The sequence below is a fragment of the Haloferax sp. ATB1 genome (assembly GCF_000730175.1).
In genome coordinates, this window is sequence record NZ_JPES01000109.1 from 1 (window position 1) to 15,556 (window position 15,556).

Here is a 15,556-nt window from a genome sequence, read left to right on the forward strand (position 1 = left end):
TTCGAGACGCCGCTCCCGAGCGCGTCGGTCCCGACGCCGACGTGTTCGCCTGCCGCCCGTCGGCCGGCGTTCGGCTGGTCGGCGAGGAGTAAGCGCGAGCCGACGGCTCCGCGTTGAGCCTCGGAAAAATCGGAACGCGGGTCCGTGAGTTCGACTTCGGCTTACGCTTCGTCGAACATAACAGACGCTACGCGTCTGTTGGCTCGACGAGTCGTTTCACTCCTCGTCGAATTACGTCGAGCGAAGCTCGACTGATTTGACTTCGGCTTACGCCTCGTCAAACAGCGCAGCACTCCGTGCTGCTGGCTCGACGAAGCTTACGCCTCGTCGAACAGCGTCTCGCCGTCGACCATGTGCGCTTCGACGGTGTCCATGTCCAGCGTCACGCCGAGACCCGGCTTCTCCGGAATCTCGATGTAGCCGTCCTTGATGACCGTCTCCTCGACGAGGTCGCCCCACCAGCCCAGCTCGTAGGAGTGGTATTCGACCGCCAGCGAGTTCGGAATCGCCGTGCCGACGTGTGCGGAGGCCATCGTCGCCACCGGCGACGAGACGTTGTGCATCGCGACCGGCACGTAGTACTGGTTCGCCACGTCCGCGATCTTCTGCGTCTCGCGCATTCCGCCGACCTTCGGCATGTCGGGTGCGACGATGTCCACGGCCTGCTTCTCGATGAGGCGGCGCAGTTCCGTCACGCGGTAGCGGTTCTCGCCGACCGTGATGGGCGTGAGCGTGGACTTCGTGACCTCCTCCTGCACGTCGAGGTTCTCCGGCGGCACGGGGTCTTCGAGCCACCACACGTCGTAGTCTTCGAGCGCGGCCGCGAGGCGCTTGGCGCTGCCGCCCGAGAACGTCCAGTGGCAGTCGAACGCCACGTCCGCCTTGTCCTTGACGCGCTCTGTGACCTTCTCGACGATTTCGGCCTTGTGCCGAATCTCACCGGGTCGCAGGTGGCGGTTCGCGCGGTCCTTCTCGAAGCCCGACGGCACGTCGAGGTCGAATTTGAGGGCGTCGTAGCCGAGTTCGTCGACCACGCGCTCTGCCTCGTCGGCGCACGCTTCGGGGTCGGCCTCCTCTTCGGTATGACAGTCGCAGTAGACCCGCACCTTGTCGCGGTACTTCCCGCCGAGAAGCTGATAGGCGGGGACGTCGAGAATCTTGCCCGCGAGGTCGTGCAGCGCGATTTCGATGCCCGCGATGGCGGTGACCGTGACGCCCTCGACGGAACCCTCACCGGACATCTTCTGGACGAGGTGCTCGTACAGACGGTCGATGTCGAGGGGGTTCTCGCCGATGACGAACGGCTTCATGCGCTCGATGAGTTCGGGGACGCCCGCGCCCCAGTAGGCCTCACCGGTGCCGACGATACCGGCGTCGGTGTAGATGCGGACGAGCGTCCACGGGAAGTTGCCGTCGACCATCGTCGTCTGCACGTCGGTGATTTCGACGTCGCGACCGCCGCCGCGCTTGGCCGTCACGCCCATCGTCTCCGCCGACAGCTCCCGCATCGTGTACTCCGCGTTCGGATCGTGCAACTCCGCGTAGTTTACCGGCATGCTTAATTCGTGCTACGCATGCGTAGTAAGTCCTTCTATCGGCGTAATTTCGTGGCTTCGTTGCAGGCGCTATCTCAAAAGACACCCAGAAGCAGACTGCCTGAGTTAGTCGGTCGTCACGCGGTCGAGAACTTCGTCATGCGCCTCTCCGTTGGACGCGACGAGGCCCTCACACCCGGGCATCCATTGGTTACCACGGACATCGGTCACAGTACCGCCAGCCCGCCTGACCAGAGAGACACCAGCGATGGTGTCCCACGGATTGGGGTCGGGTTGCTCCGAGGCGGCGACGTCTAGCGTTCCACAGGCGACCATCGCTAACGTCACCTGCGCACATCCCAGTCGGCGCAGATCCCCGAATCGGATAACAAGTCGTCTGAGGAGGTCGCCGAATTCGGCGTCGCGGTCGGGGCCGTAGCGCAGGATGGGGGCGACAACGAACTCATCGAGGTCAGTCTTCGAACTAACTGTAATCGGGTTCCCGTTCCGGGTCGCACCGTCCACGGTCGCCGCGTAGACGTCGCCGAGTGCTGGAGCGACAGTCGTAGCCGCCACAGTCTGGTGGTCTCGAACACACGCTACCGTCGTCGTCCACAGCTGTGAGCCGTGGACGAAGTTGGTTGTCCCGTCGATGGGGTCGATGACCCATGCGTCGCCGTCTTCGGGGACGGACTTGCGCTCATCTTCCTCCTCGCCGACGATAGTCGCGTCAGGGAACGACTCTCGGATGACCGAGATGGTCCGGCGCTGTGTCTCCGTGTCTGCCTTCGTCACGAGATCTAGCTCGACCGTTTAGTGTCGACGGCAAGGTCAGTTCTAAACAGTTCATGTGCGACTTCGGAACCCTCAGTCGCTGCGCGTCGGACGGTTTCGTATCGTGTCATCTCAGCGTACACCAGTAGCCGTGATTCGGCTTCGACCGACATAGCTGTTTGGGCGCGAAGAATTCGAAGAGAGAGGGGTATTCGGGCGCTGACGTGGTATAGCGTGGGTCAGACGATTCGCTCGCCGTGCTCGTCGAACAGCCACGCCTCGTCGGTCTGCATGACCACGCTAACCTCGTCTCGGTCGCGGGAGACCTCCCCTTGCGGCGTCACCGCCGACAGAGACGTATCACCAGAGGTCAGATGGATCGCGTCCCGGTCACCGAGCGGTTCGACGACGTCCAGCCGAGCAGTGAAGTGTCCTCCGTCGTCGCACATACTCAGATACTCCGGACGGATACCGTAAACAACAGTCTGACCGTCCTGTACTTCGGCGGCCTGTTCGTCGGTTGCGGGAATTCGGCAGAAGTCACTCGCGAAAGTGATACCAGAGGCCGTTCGCTCGACGGTACACTCCACGAGATTCGGTGACGGCGACCCGATGAAGTCGGCGACGAACCGGTTCGCTGGCTCGTTGTAAATCTCGTAGGGCGTTCCGATCTGCTGGACGTAGCCGTCGTTCATCACGACGATTTTGTCGCCGAGCGTCATCGCCTCTTCCTGGTCGTGAGTGACGAACACCATCGCCGTCTCAAGCCGGCGCTGAATCTTTTTCACCTCGACGCGCATGTGGTCGCGAAGGTTGGCGTCAAGCGCCGAGAACGGCTCGTCGAGGAGGAAGGCGGCGGGCTCCATCACCATCGCGCGACCGAGGGAAACGCGCTGTTGCTGACCGCCGGAAAGCGCCGCAGGCTTGCGGTCCAACGTCTCCCCGAGACCGAGTGTCTCGGCCGCCGATTCGACGCGCTCACGCTTTTCAGCTTTGGAGAGGTCGGTTTTCATGTCGAGACCGAACCGGATGTTCTTCCGAACGCTCATGTGGGGGAACAGCGCGATACTTTGGAATACGAACGCCAAGTCCCGGTCTTTCGACTTCAAGCCGGTGATGTCCTTGCCGTCGACGACGATTCGGCCCCCGTCCGGCTCTTCGAGGCCAGCGATACATCGGAGCGTCGTCGTCTTGCCGCACCCCGACGGTCCGACGAGGACGACAAACTCACCACCGTCCATGGAGATGTTCACATCGTCGCAGGCGACGATGTCGCCGCCGTCGAACGTCTTTCTGATTCCTTCGAGGCGGATATGGCCGCCCGAGCTGTCAGTCTCAGATGGGGCCACGCTATCGGTCGCGTCTGCCGTCTGAGCCGTCTCTTCCGTGGTCGTGTCTTCGAGTGCTGTCATGGTGTTTTGTGTCAGACCGTGAATGCGTTTTCGAGGTAGTTGCGCGCGACGAGATACAGTATCGTCGGCGGCGTACCGATGATGAGCGTCTCAGCCATCAGTTTGCCCCAGTAGACTCGCTCGCCAGAGCCACCTCCGATGGTGCCGTACAGGACCGGCACCGCTGGGACCGGACCGGTCCCGGTCGTCAGCAGATTAGCGAACAAGAAGTCGTTCCACCCGGTGAGGAACGCGAGGAAGCCGACCGCGACAATACCGGGCGTCGCGAGGGGGAGGATGACTCGCAGGAACGCCGTGAACTGGGTGCATCCGTACACCTGCGCAGCCTCCTCGATGTCTGTCGGGAGCTTTGCGAAGAAGTCCCGGAGAATCCAGATGGCGAACGGTGTCACGAACACCTGGTAAGCGATAATCATGCCCGGGATGGTGTTGTACAGACCCAAGTCGTTCCAGAGGTCCATGATAGGGATGACGAGCAGGATATACGGGAACATCATCGCCGAGATGATGGCGTAGAACCCGGCCCGCTTGCCGTAGAACTCCTTTCGGGCGAAGGCGTACGCGCCGGGAATGGAGATTGCCAGCGCGACGACAGTCGTTCCGAGTCCGATGAGAAAGCTGTTGACGAGGTTGTCCTGTAGCTCTTCGAACCCGCTCGCCCACGCATCGAGCGTCGGGTTCTGCGGGATGATGTGCGGGGCACCGAAGAACTCGCTCGGGGGCATGAACGACACCGAGAAGATGAACGCCAACACGACAAGGTTGAACAGGACGAGGAACGAGATGACCCCGTAGGTCGTCGCCTTGAGCGTCACCGCCGTCACGTCGAAGTCGTCGGTGCTCATTGTGGGCCCTCACTTGTCCGCTCGAACTCGCGGATGAATACGAAGACGAATCCAATAGTCATGACCAGTAGGATGACGCCGACCGCGTAAGCGACACCCATCCGTCCTTGTCCGTAGGCGAACCGGTACAACAACACCGCCAGTATCGAAGTGTCGTATCCGGGACCGCCGTTGGTCAGTTGCAGAACCTGCGATATCTTGGTCATGTTCCAGATGATGCGGATACTCAAGGCGACGAGGATGGCGCTTTTCAGTTGCGGGAGCGTCACTCTGAGGAACGTCTGGACGCGGCCCGCGCCGTACATCCGCGCGCTCTCGTACAGTTCTTCGGGGATGCTCTCGAGGCTCGCCGATATGATGAGGAACATGAACGGCCAGAACGTCCACGTCGTCACGAAGAGGATGACGCCGAGGGACGCACCGCCGTCGCTTCCCCAGTATATGGTCTCTTCGAGGAGCCCCCATTGCGTCAGGTAGCCGAATATCGGGCCGAGGTCCGGCTGGAGGAGGTACGCCCAGATAGTCCCCGTGACAAGTGGCGGAACCGTGTACGAGATGAGGAACACGCCGGTGACGAAGCTCTTACCCCGGCGAATCTCGCGCACCGCGAGCGCCGCCACGAGGGCGACGCCAAGTTGGAGGACCGTCGTGAGCGAGAAGACGAGCGTGGCTCTCAACGAGGTGTAAAACGGCTCCCAGTCGAAGAGGAACCGGTAGTTCTCCAGACCGACCCAGGCGGGTTCGCCGCCGAAGGGCCAGTCGTTAAAGCTCATGTAGAACCCCTGCGCGAATGGGAGCCACATGAGAAGCACCAGGAAGGCGAGGACCGGAAGGATGAGCAGATACGCGAACCAGTTCTCAGAGAGAGTTTCGCGGTAGCTCCGACGCCCAGCCCCCGAGGTCGAAGCGGTTCTGAGTCGACATCCTTCTCAGAGCTCTATCTGATTGCGTATCTGTTCTGCGGCGCGCGTGCAGGCCTCTTCGGGTGCGAGTTCCCCGCGAACGGCCTCTTGGAACAGCGGGCCAGCGATGTTGTACTGGATGGCGTTCATCTTCGGGTGACTCGACCAACCGTGTTCCATCCCGTCGACCGTCGTTCGAAGGCTGGAGATGTAGTTACTCGCGCCTAGTGCCGGATCGTCACTCAGACCGTCCCACACGTCGCGTCGGACGGGGAGGGTCGCCAACGAACGGGGGACCTCTTTTTGAAACTCCGATGAGAGGAGTTTGTTTATCCACTGAATCGCCAGTTCCTCCCGCTGGTCCCACACGTCCTGCGAGACGCCATCCGGTTTGCGCATGAGAGCGACACACTGAGTGAAGAATTCGCCGCGGTTCCCCGCCGCACCTTCCCACGAGGGTCCGAACACGATAGTCCCGTCTTCGAGCATCTCCGAGGCCCGACTACGGAACAGGCCGAGATCCTTCGTACTGCCTTGATACATGCTCACCTTGCCCTGAATGAGCATCTGTGCGACGCCCTCGTTGGAGGCCGTCGGTGCCTTGTCCGACGAGAGGCCGTATTTCTGGTAGAGGTCGACGTACTGTTTCGTGGCCGTCTTCCAGGCCTCGGAATCGTAGTTCACGTCGGACCAGTCCTCGTTCATGTACATCCCGTCGTAGCCGCCCTCGGACGCGGCCCAAGTCACGAGCGCCTCGTCGGTCACGTCACCCTGTGCGCCGTAAATCTGGAAGCCGTAGTCGCCGGGACCATTCTCCTGTAACTGGGTCGCAATTTCGACGAGGTGGTCGTAGTCCTGTGGGGGAAAATCCTCTTCGATAGAGAGCCCCGCCTCCTCGAAGTGGTCGGCACGCGCGATGAACGGTGCGCCGACTTCCATCCCGACCGGAATCTCGTAGAGGTCCTTCTCGAAGCCGCGGTAACAGCTCTGCGAGAGTTCTAGCGCCCACTCGATGTTCGAGAGCGCTTCGTCGTCGAGGCGGTCTCGATACTTGCTGACCGGTTTCACCCACGAGGGATCGATGAACTGCCCGTTAAGGGAGTTGGTCGAGTCGTAGATGACCGGTCGGTTCCCGTTTTGGATATTATTCTTCCACTTGCCGCCGTTGATATCGTCCCAACTCGCCCAGTTCATCTTCATCTGGACGTCGTGTCCCTGTTGGAACTCCTCTACGGTCGACTTCATCAACTCCTCTGCGACCTGGGACTGCGAGTGGAAGTACTCCCAGTATTCGAGCGTGTTCGCGGCCTCACCCGAGCCACCGGAGCCGTTGTTACTCCCAGTAACGCTACTGAGACATCCAGCCGATGCCGCAACGCCACCGAGCGCCGCTGCTTTAACAAACTGCCGTCTAGTGTGGTTGGTAGACATTCCCAGTCTGGGACATGGAGGCGCAGCATATATAATTTAGGTCCATTAGGAATGTTGCGGTGTCGTCAGTCGGAGGCGACAGTCGGTAATATAATCCTCAAAAGCACCACGTATATATCTCCCTCGGAAGCAATAAGCAACCGAGCGCTTGAGGAGACTCTCAGCCCTCGGGTCGAGAGGAAATTACAGTCATGATCGGAAATCCAGACGTGGTCGTCTTACGGCAAGGAACACACGGACTCCCAGCGGAAGCGTACGTCGAAGAACTCCGCGAGCGGTTGCCCAACCGCACGGTTGCACTCGCCCGGACTCCCGCTGAGGAGCGCGAACTAATCAGCAACGCGACTGTTGCTTCCAGCGTCGAAATCGACGAAGAGCTCCTGTCAGAGGCGGAGAACCTCGAACTGTTTGCTGGGATCGCCGCCGGGTACGGGCACTTACCGCTCGACGTGTTCTCTGACATGGGCGTCGCCGTCACGACCGCCTCGGGCATCCACGCACCGAACATCGCCGAACAAGTCGTCGGCTACATCCTCGCGTCCACGCGGCGTTTCAAAGAGGGATGGCGTCGCGAACAGCGCCACGAATGGCGGCACTATCAGGCGGGTGAACTACGCGGGAGTACTGTCACAGTCGTCGGTCTCGGCTCCATCGGGTCTGCAGTCGTCGACCGATTATCGGGCTTCGACGTGGACACTATCGGTGTCCGGTACACCCCCGAAAAGAGCGGGCCAACGGACGAGGTCATCGGCTACGACGAGCGCGACTTCCACGACGCGCTCGCTCGAACGGACCATCTCGTCATCGCGTCGCCGCTCACGGACACCACCCGAGGGCTCGTCGGCGCGGCCGAACTGGAGACGCTCCCACAACACGCGACTGTCACCAACGTCGGGCGTGGACAGATCATCGACACCGACGCACTCGTACGGGCGATTCAGTCGAACGATATCGGCGACGTCTCGCTCGACGTGACCGACCCCGAGCCGCTCCCGTCGGACCACCCCCTCTGGCAGTTCGAAAATGTGACAATCACGCCGCACAACGCAGGACACACACCAGCTCATTGGAGCCGACTCGCGGACATTGTGGCGAGAAACGTGGCGGCTCTCGAAGAAGGCGACGACGAGCTCGAAAATCAGGTCGTCCCGTAACCGACGTCGTACAAACCGTTGCGAATTTTCGCGGACACTCGTTCAACAGTATCGAATAGTTGCGTTTCTGAAGATGACCGTACGCTTATTACGATAGGTCAGAGACAGAGTCGTATGGCTGGAAATCGCGACGAAGGTGGGTCGAAAAACAGGATTAATTCTATTGAACGCGCGTTCAATATAGTTGACTTTCTCGAGGGTGAGCGAGGCGCGACGGTGACAGAGACCGCTACTGCGCTCGACACCCCGCAAAGTACAGTTCACATATACCTGAAGACGCTCGAATCACTCAACCTCGTCGTCCGGGACGGAGACAGCTACCGGCTGGGGTTCCGGTTCCTGAAGTACGGCGGCGGTGTTCGGAACCGGTCGAGACTCTATCGAACGGCGAAACTGGAAGTCGACAAACTCGCGCGAGAAACGGGTGAAGTGGCCAACCTCGGTATCGAGGAAAACGGCCTGCGCGTCCTCCTGTACAAGTCCGAGGAAGCGGACGCAATCCACGATAACGCACCCATCGGCGAGTACACCAATATGCACTGGACCGCCCTCGGCAAGGCGATGCTGGCGCACTACCCCCCTGAGCGGGTCGAGGAAATCATCGACCAACACGGGCTCCCAGAAGCAAACGAACACACGATAACCACGCGCGAGGAACTCTACGAAGAACTCGAAGAGACGCGAGACCGCGGCTACTCGATAGAGGACCAAGACCGCCGCCAGGGCGTGCTCACCATCGGCGTCCCGATCATGGATCAGCGAACGAACGAAGTAATAAGCGCAGTCTCGGTGTCCGGACCAGTAAGCCGCGTGCGTTCTCCTGAAACGATGGCAGAACTGGCCGACGCTGTAAAGAGCACCGCCAACGTCATCGAACTGCGATACGCCCACTACTGAACCCGAACCCAACTTCAGGTCCAGATAAATGTCATAAATATGTCCCGTTTCTGTTCAATACTGTTGAACGCTTCTTCGGTTATCAACTTCACCGCACAGACAGCCACGCGGCCACTCACTCACCTCGACCTCCGACACCTCGTTGGAGAGTTTTGGATTACAATCTTATTTTTGTAATCCACGTTCGTCGAAGCACGAGCCACCTCGTCGACAGCAACTTCACCATGATCATACGGAACGACCAGAAAGTCTCTCATCTTCAGGCTCAACCGGAACGCTGACCTTCCGAGTGACGCCACGACAGCACGATGCGCTCCTCTTCAGCGAACTCCTGGTCGCGTTCCCGGCGCTCGCCATCTTTTATCTCGGCCGGTTCGCGGCCGCCGGATCGAGCGGCGGGAGAGGTTCCACAACCTCGGACGAAGAGTGGGGCCACCGCCCAAGAATGATATATCGTCATATGGTATATTTCTGTTTCAGGCCTCGCCCGCGAACCGAGAAGCTCGTACAGGCTACCTCTCGCCACAAGCACAGCTTTTGCGGCAGTCAGTACGGCGCCGGATGTGGAAGAGCAGGACAGTGACGGCGAGATACTGACGGGAGAATAATGGCGGTAGCTCCACAGTTCAAACCGCGTAGGAAGACGACTACAGAAACGAAGCGACCCCGGTAGTCAGTCGTTTCCGCGTGCGGCGCTTCCAGCGCCTGCGTCCGGGATCCGCAGCACGTCCGGGTCGGCGTCCGGTCCGAGCGGTTCGACACGCACGCTCGACACTTTGTACTCCGGAATGCCGGCCTGCGGGTCAAAGGTCTCCTGCGTGAGTTTGTTGACCGCGCCGGCCGCGAAGTGCATCGGGATGAAGAGCGTTCCGTCGCCGACGCGGTCGGTCACGGTCGCCTTGACCACGATGTCGCCGCGGCGGGATTCGACCTTGACGTACTCGCCGTCCGAAACGCCGAGTTCCGCGGCTGTCGTCGGATTGATTTCGATGAAGCTCTCGCCGACGTGGCTCATGAGGCCCTCGACGCGTCGGGTGATCTGTCCGGTGTGCCAGTGGTAGAGGACCCGCCCGGACGTGAGCGTAAGGGGGTACTCCTCGTCGGGGACTTCGCCGGGGTGGCCGCCGTCCGCCGGCACGAAGCGGGCCAGCCCGTCGTCGAAGTTGAAGTTCCCTTCCTCGTAGTCGTAGAGATACGGCGTGCCGGGGTGGTCTTCGTCCCAGCACGGCCACTGAAGTCCGTGCTCGTCGCCCGATTCGAGACGCTCGTAACCGACGCCCCCGTAGATGGGAGTCAGGTCGCTAATCTCGTCCATCACTTCCCGCGGGTGGTCGTAGTCCCAGTCGTAGCCCAGTCTGGTCGCCAGTTCCTGCGTAATCTCCCAGTCCTGGCGCGCCTTTCCGGGTGGTTCCGCGGACGCCCGAACCCGCTGTATCCGGCGCTCGGTGTTGGTGAACGTGCCGTGTTTCTCCGGCGAGGTCGCCGCCGGCAGCACCACGTCCGCGTGCTCTGCGGTCTCCGTCATGAAGATGTCCTGTACGACGAGGAAGTCCAAGCTATCGAGCGCCTTGCCGGCGTGCTGGATGTCGGGTTCCGAGAGCGCGGGGTTCTCCCCGACGATGTACATCCCGCGGAGATTCCCCTCGTGGGCCTCGGCGAGCATCTCCGGCACCTTTGAGGCCGGGTTCCGCCGGTGGGCGCTCGCCCCACACCTCGGCGAACTTCTCGCCGACCTCGTCGTCGGCCGGGTCCTGGTATCCGGGGAGACTGCCGGGCAGGGTCCCCATGTCGCCGCCGCCGCCCTGCACGTTGTTCTGGCCGCGGAAGGGCGACAGTCCGGCACCCGGTTTCCCGACCTGCCCGAGCGTGAGCGCGAGGTCGGCCATCGCGAGGAGGTTCTCCGTGCCGTGACTGGATTGGGTCATGCCCATCGCCCAGCCGAAGACGACGTTCTCGGCGTCGGCGAGCGTCTCGGCGGCCGACTGCAGTTCGTCGGGTGAGACGCCGGCCAGTTCCTCGACTTTCTCGGGGGTGAACGCCTGGACCTTCCGTTTGACCGCGTCGAATCCTTTCGTGTTCCGTTCGATGAACGTCTCGTCGTGCAGGTCGTGTTCGATGAGGTATCGGATGAGTCCGTTGAGCCACGCCACGTCGTAGCCGGGCGTCGTTCTCGTGTACTGGTCGGCGTGTTCGGCGATGCCGATTTTCCGGGGGTCGAACACCACGAGGTCGGCCCCGTCGCGGACGTTCTGCTTGATGCGAGTCGCCAACACCGGGTGTGACTCGGTCGTGTTCGACCCGCTGATGAGGTAGGCGTCGGCCTCGCCGATGTCCTCGTTGATGCGGTTCGTCATCGCGCCGTAGCCGAGCGTCTGTTGGAGCGCCGCCACCGTCGACGAGTGGCAGAGCCGGGCGCAGTTGTCGATGTTCTTCGTGCCGAGCACCTGCCGCGCGAACTTCTGGACGAGATACGCCTCCTCGTTGCTCCCTTTCGACGACGCGAGGCAACTGACCGCGTCGACGCCGTGTTCGTCCTGAATCCCGCGGAGTTCGCCGGCGACGTAGTCGAGCGCCTCGTCCCACGACGCCGCCTCGAACTCGCCGTCTTCGTTTCGAATCAGTGGCTTCGTGAGCCGCTTCTTGCTGTTGGCAAAGTCGTGTCCGAACTTCCCCTTCACGCACGTCGAGAAGTTGTTGGCCGGGGCGTTGTCCGGGTCGTCGACGGGTTGGACGCCGAGGGCGTTACCGTCTTTACCCCACATCTCGAACCGGCAGCCGACCGCACAGAACCCGCACGTCGTCTCCGCTTTGTCGATTTTGCCCAGTCGATAGTCGCTGACGAGCGACGCGATGTCGAATAGCCGACCCTCCGGCAGTGTCTGCGCCGCGATGTTCTCGGCGGTGTGTTCGCCCGCGAGCATGGCCTTCCGACCGTACTCCCCGAGGAAATCGGACGCTCGGCGTTTGCTCTGGGCCATGTATCGGGCGACGCCGCTTCGTCCCTCCTGTCCCGCCTCGGCTTCGCCACCGGCACTCCCCGCACTACCGGGGGCGGGCGAGCGGTTCGGTGCCGTCGTGTCGTCGAGGGTCTCTACCTCCTCGTGTTCGATGACGTTCCCGACGGAGTTCCGCTGCGTGAACCCCGGGAGCGGGAGCGTCCCCGCGCCACCGATGTCCTTCTCGGTCAGCGCGCCGGTCGGACAGACCGTGGCACAGTGCCCACAGGAGACGCAGTCGGAATCGGCCATCGTCTCGGCGTCGGACTGGAAGCCGATGCGGGTGTCCTCTCCGGAGCCCTCGATACGGAGGACTCCTTCGACCTGAACGTCGTTACAGCCCTCGACGCACCGGTTACAGAGGATGCACTTGTTGCGGTCGATCTGAATGAACGAGGAACTGTCGTCGAGCGGTTCGTATTCGCTGCGGTCGTCGAAGACGCCGTAGCGCGGGTGGTCGACCCCCTCGCTGATGGCCGTCTCCTGGAGTTCACACCGGCCGTTCCCGTTACAGGTCGTACAGCGCAGATTGTGATTGGAGAGGACGAGGTCGAGGTTGACGCTCCGGCACTCCTCGGCGGTCGCCGTGTCGGTCTCGACCGTCAGTCCGTCCGTCGCCGGGAACGAACAGGAGGGGACGACCCCGTGTTCGTCCGTCTCGACCATGCAGGTTCGGCACTCGCTCCGAGGGCCGATTTCGTCGCTCGCGTCGCCCTCGCGGTCGTAGTAGCAGAGCGCCGGAACGTCGGCGTCCTCGTCGAGGCTGTCGGCGCCGGGGTCAACGCTCACGACCTCGTCGTCGACGGCTTGCATGGCGTCGATGACGGTCGACCCCGGCGGGACGGTGACCTGCGTTCCGTTGACGGTGACCGTCGTCGGGGTCTCGCCGTCGGTGCCGACGGGCGGGTCGTTTGCGGTCCCGGTCTCGAACTCCGCCGTGACCGGCGTCTCGTGCTGCGGGTCGTCTATCTCCGGAACGCCCGGGAGTGGGTCGTCAGTACTCATAGTTTGTCAGAACAGGTTCCGCTCGGACAGCGGCCGTCGGCGTGTGCTTCGAAACTCGATTCGAACTCGTCTATCGCAGTCAGCACCGGTCGCGGTGCATCGGCGCCAAGCTGGCAGTTGCTCGACTGGGTCATGACCCGACCGAGTTCGCGTATCTTCTCCCGGTCGAACGAGCCTCGGTAGACCGCTCGCAACAGTTCGGTGAGTTGGACGGTTCCCTCCCGTCCCGGCACGCACCGCCCGCTGTTGGCCTCCGAGGCAAAGCGCGCTCGGTCTCCGGCAGTCGCGACCGCACACCGCTCGTCGTTCAACAGTTCGACGACGCCTTCCGTTCCGAGGCCGGCCGCAGTCAGTCCGGCCGCGGTCGGTGTGACGTCCAACGTCCGGGTGAGGCCGCCGAAAACCCCGCCAACGCAGGCCATCTTGAACGACCCCTCCAGTTCGACGGCGTTCCGAACAGCCGAGAGGTGGGCGTCCGAACCGGCCTCTATCGTCGCGGGCGCGGTCACGTCGCCGGTGACAGTTAGCAGTCGCGTCGTCGATTCGGCGTCTCTATCGGTGCCCTCGGAGTCCGAGAGCGCGAGACGTATCTGGGCGAAGGTCCGCGGCGTATGGATGACCGTGGGGCGACCGTAGAGTCCGTACTCGGCCGGTGTCGGCGGCTGGAGACGGGGCTCGATTCTATCCGCACCCTCTATCGCTTCCAGCGCCGCCGTCGGCTCGCCGGCGCGGTACTCGTCCGGACCAGTGACGACTCCCGGCACGACCGGGAGTTCGTCTGCGGCGGCGTCGATAGCCTCCTGAAGATGTGCTTGGAGTTCGGTGTCGGTCTCGGCGAGGTGGATGACCGCGTCAGTCGTCCCGAGGTACTCGGCGACGGCCGCCACTCCGTCGAGCACCGACATCGGCGACCCGGCGAGGAGCGTTCGGTCCGCGCGCTGGCGGTCGTCCGCGTCGTTCGCGTTCACGACGACGACCGGGTCGCCGTCGGTCTCTCGTGCGCGTTGCCAGGCGTCTGCGACCGGTTCGTCAGCGGTGGCGTCGCCTCTGCCTCGACCGACGAGTCCGGCGTCCGCGATGGCGCCCGCGTCCCTATCGAGCGAGTAGAACTGATACGCTGTCGGGTCCAGCGGGTCGACCCATCCACAGGGGCCGAGGACGCGCCGCGTTCCTACCGCGAGCGGCCCGTCGGTCGGAACTGGCAGCGTCGTCGTCTCGGCGTCGTGTTCGACGACTGCCGCGGCACCGTCCGTCGGTAACTCCCCTTCTTCCATGGCGGTGACGAGGTCTCGGACCCTCGATGGCTCCGGGGCCGGAAAGAACGCGGTCCGCCCCGCGTCGGTCGCGAGAACCAACGGGTCGTACTCGCTGATTCCGGTGGGTCCCGTCCGGAGGACCGTGACGGAGTCGGCGGTACCGCGTGCGGCGCTCAAAGCGCGCTCGCCGTGTTCCGTCCGCCCGGCTCCCGAGACCCGGAGTACCGGCGACCGGACTGCGTTTCCTGTGCGACTCATTCTCACAGTTGAAGAGACACGGCGGGCTTAAAAAATCATCCCAACCAACTCGCGTCGGAGTGCGACTTCGACGTGTCCGGGAAATCGAACTCGAAATCGGCACGAGCGCGAGTGGGCGGGGAGACAGGTGACTGCCCCAGACGGGACAGTGAGCGGAGCAAAAAGCTAAGGCGGCGACGCGTCGTCTACCGTGATGATGACCAACCCACGGTTCGACGACGTGCGAGAGAAGGCGGCCGACGCGACTCGCGAAGACGACGTCCAGTCCGTGTACACCGGACTCGTCCACGACGACGGTCGACAGGAGTACTACTTCGCCAACGACACCGAAGAGGCGTCGGAGTTACGCGAGACGGCGGCGGTCCAACTCGGGATGTTGGTTCGCGTCCTCGCGGACCGCTCCGAGAGCGACATCGAGGAGATTACCGACCTCGCGGCCGAGCGAGCCGAGAACATGCGATTGGAGTAGCCGCCGGCTGTGGAGCCGACTGCTCGGAAACACATGCTTGTCGGGACGAGTCGGCTCGAAAAATGCCGGGCGCGTCGGAATCGTCGAGCGCCCTTCAGAGATCAGCGGCGTTTCGTCTACTCGGTCACCGCGACTGCTTCGATTTCTATCGCGGCTCCTTTCGGCACGTTTCCGACCTCAACCGCGCTCCGCGCCGGCGGATCTTCGTCGAAGAACTCGCCGTAAACCTCGTTGAACTCCTCGAAATCGTCGATATCGTCGAGGAAGACGGTCGTTTTGAGCACGTCGCCTAAGGACGCGTCCTCGGCGGCGAGAATCGCCGCCACGTTTTCGAGACACTGCTTCGTCTGGTCGTCGACCGAGGCGTCGTCGAGTAGCTCACCGTCGGGCGTGAGCGGGAGCTGTCCCGCGGTGAGGAGTAGCTCGCCGTTCGTCGTCGCTTGACTGTACGCGCCAACAGCCGCCGGGGCATCCGAAGTGCTAATCGTGCGCTTCATGTCCCGGCCGTTTCGGACGGTCCGTATTAAATCCAGTTCGGGGACTGAAGCCGCACACGTCATGTAAGAAACCGGAGTGCTTGTGGGATGTCTCGGCGCACACGCGAGTTGACGACTACCGTTAC

11 protein-coding genes and 1 pseudogene are annotated in these 15,556 nt (G+C 62.5%); 3 read left to right on the plus strand and 9 right to left on the minus strand.

The genetic code is table 11. The features are described from left to right. Positions 1 to 317: 317 nt before the first annotated feature. The 6 genes from ATB1_RS17905 to ATB1_RS17930 form a co-directional block, all read right to left on the minus strand. The gene (locus ATB1_RS17905) at positions 318 to 1,556 is read right to left on the minus strand and encodes a mandelate racemase/muconate lactonizing enzyme family protein (RefSeq protein ID WP_042666154.1); all 1,239 of its coding nucleotides are present in this window, start codon (positions 1,554 to 1,556) and stop codon (positions 318 to 320) included. A 105-nt stretch (positions 1,557 to 1,661) separates the two neighbouring features. Next, positions 1,662 to 2,330, minus strand: a complete 669-nt coding sequence (locus ATB1_RS17910) for an inositol monophosphatase (protein ID WP_241768339.1) — start codon at positions 2,328 to 2,330, stop codon at positions 1,662 to 1,664. Positions 2,331 to 2,548: 218 nt separating this feature from the next. Further along, entirely contained in the window at positions 2,549 to 3,721 is a 1,173-nt protein-coding gene (locus ATB1_RS17915) for an ABC transporter ATP-binding protein (RefSeq protein ID WP_042666157.1), read from the minus strand. A gap of 11 nt (positions 3,722 to 3,732) precedes the next feature. Next, complete coding sequence (locus ATB1_RS17920) at positions 3,733 to 4,566, minus strand: carbohydrate ABC transporter permease (RefSeq protein WP_042666159.1); 834 nt, start codon at positions 4,564 to 4,566, stop codon at positions 3,733 to 3,735. Beyond that, a complete protein-coding gene (locus tag ATB1_RS17925; protein ID WP_198526147.1) occupies positions 4,563 to 5,369 on the minus strand; it encodes a carbohydrate ABC transporter permease in 807 nt (268 codons plus the stop codon). Before ATB1_RS17925 ends, ATB1_RS17920 begins: the two co-directional genes overlap by 4 nt. A 126-nt stretch (positions 5,370 to 5,495) precedes the next feature. Beyond that, positions 5,496 to 6,899: an ABC transporter substrate-binding protein gene (locus tag ATB1_RS17930; protein ID WP_042666162.1), complete on the minus strand. Its 1,404-nt coding sequence runs from the start codon at positions 6,897 to 6,899 to the stop codon at positions 5,496 to 5,498. Between the two features lie 191 nt (positions 6,900 to 7,090). On the opposite strand from ATB1_RS17930, the gene ATB1_RS17935 reads away from it, so the two are divergent. After that, entirely contained in the window at positions 7,091 to 8,053 is a 963-nt protein-coding gene (locus ATB1_RS17935; RefSeq protein ID WP_042666165.1) for a D-2-hydroxyacid dehydrogenase, read from the plus strand. A gap of 114 nt (positions 8,054 to 8,167) precedes the next feature. Further along, entirely contained in the window at positions 8,168 to 8,950 is a 783-nt protein-coding gene (locus ATB1_RS17940; RefSeq protein ID WP_042666168.1) for an IclR family transcriptional regulator, read from the plus strand. 673 nt (positions 8,951 to 9,623) lie between these two features. Here the strand turns inward: ATB1_RS17940 and fdhF are convergent. Together fdhF and ATB1_RS17950 are read right to left on the minus strand one after the other, a co-directional pair. Next, positions 9,624 to 12,951: pseudogene (gene fdhF / locus ATB1_RS17945) on the minus strand (formate dehydrogenase subunit alpha). Then, positions 12,948 to 14,465 carry an NADH-ubiquinone oxidoreductase-F iron-sulfur binding region domain-containing protein gene (locus ATB1_RS17950; RefSeq protein ID WP_082256481.1) on the minus strand — a complete coding sequence of 506 codons (1,518 nt, stop codon included), beginning with the start codon at positions 14,463 to 14,465 and terminating at the stop codon, positions 12,948 to 12,950. The pseudogene fdhF and the gene ATB1_RS17950 overlap by 4 nt, the downstream one beginning before the upstream one ends. A 193-nt stretch (positions 14,466 to 14,658) precedes the next feature. On the opposite strand from ATB1_RS17950, the gene ATB1_RS17955 reads away from it, so the two are divergent. After that, a complete protein-coding gene (locus tag ATB1_RS17955; RefSeq protein ID WP_042662615.1) occupies positions 14,659 to 14,934 on the plus strand; it encodes a hypothetical protein in 276 nt (91 codons plus the stop codon). Between the two features lie 116 nt (positions 14,935 to 15,050). Here the strand turns inward: ATB1_RS17955 and ATB1_RS17960 are convergent, their stop codons facing one another. Next, positions 15,051 to 15,431, minus strand: coding sequence for a Rid family detoxifying hydrolase (locus tag ATB1_RS17960; protein WP_042666170.1), 381 nt, complete (start codon positions 15,429 to 15,431; stop codon positions 15,051 to 15,053). Positions 15,432 to 15,556: the final 125 nt, after the last annotated feature.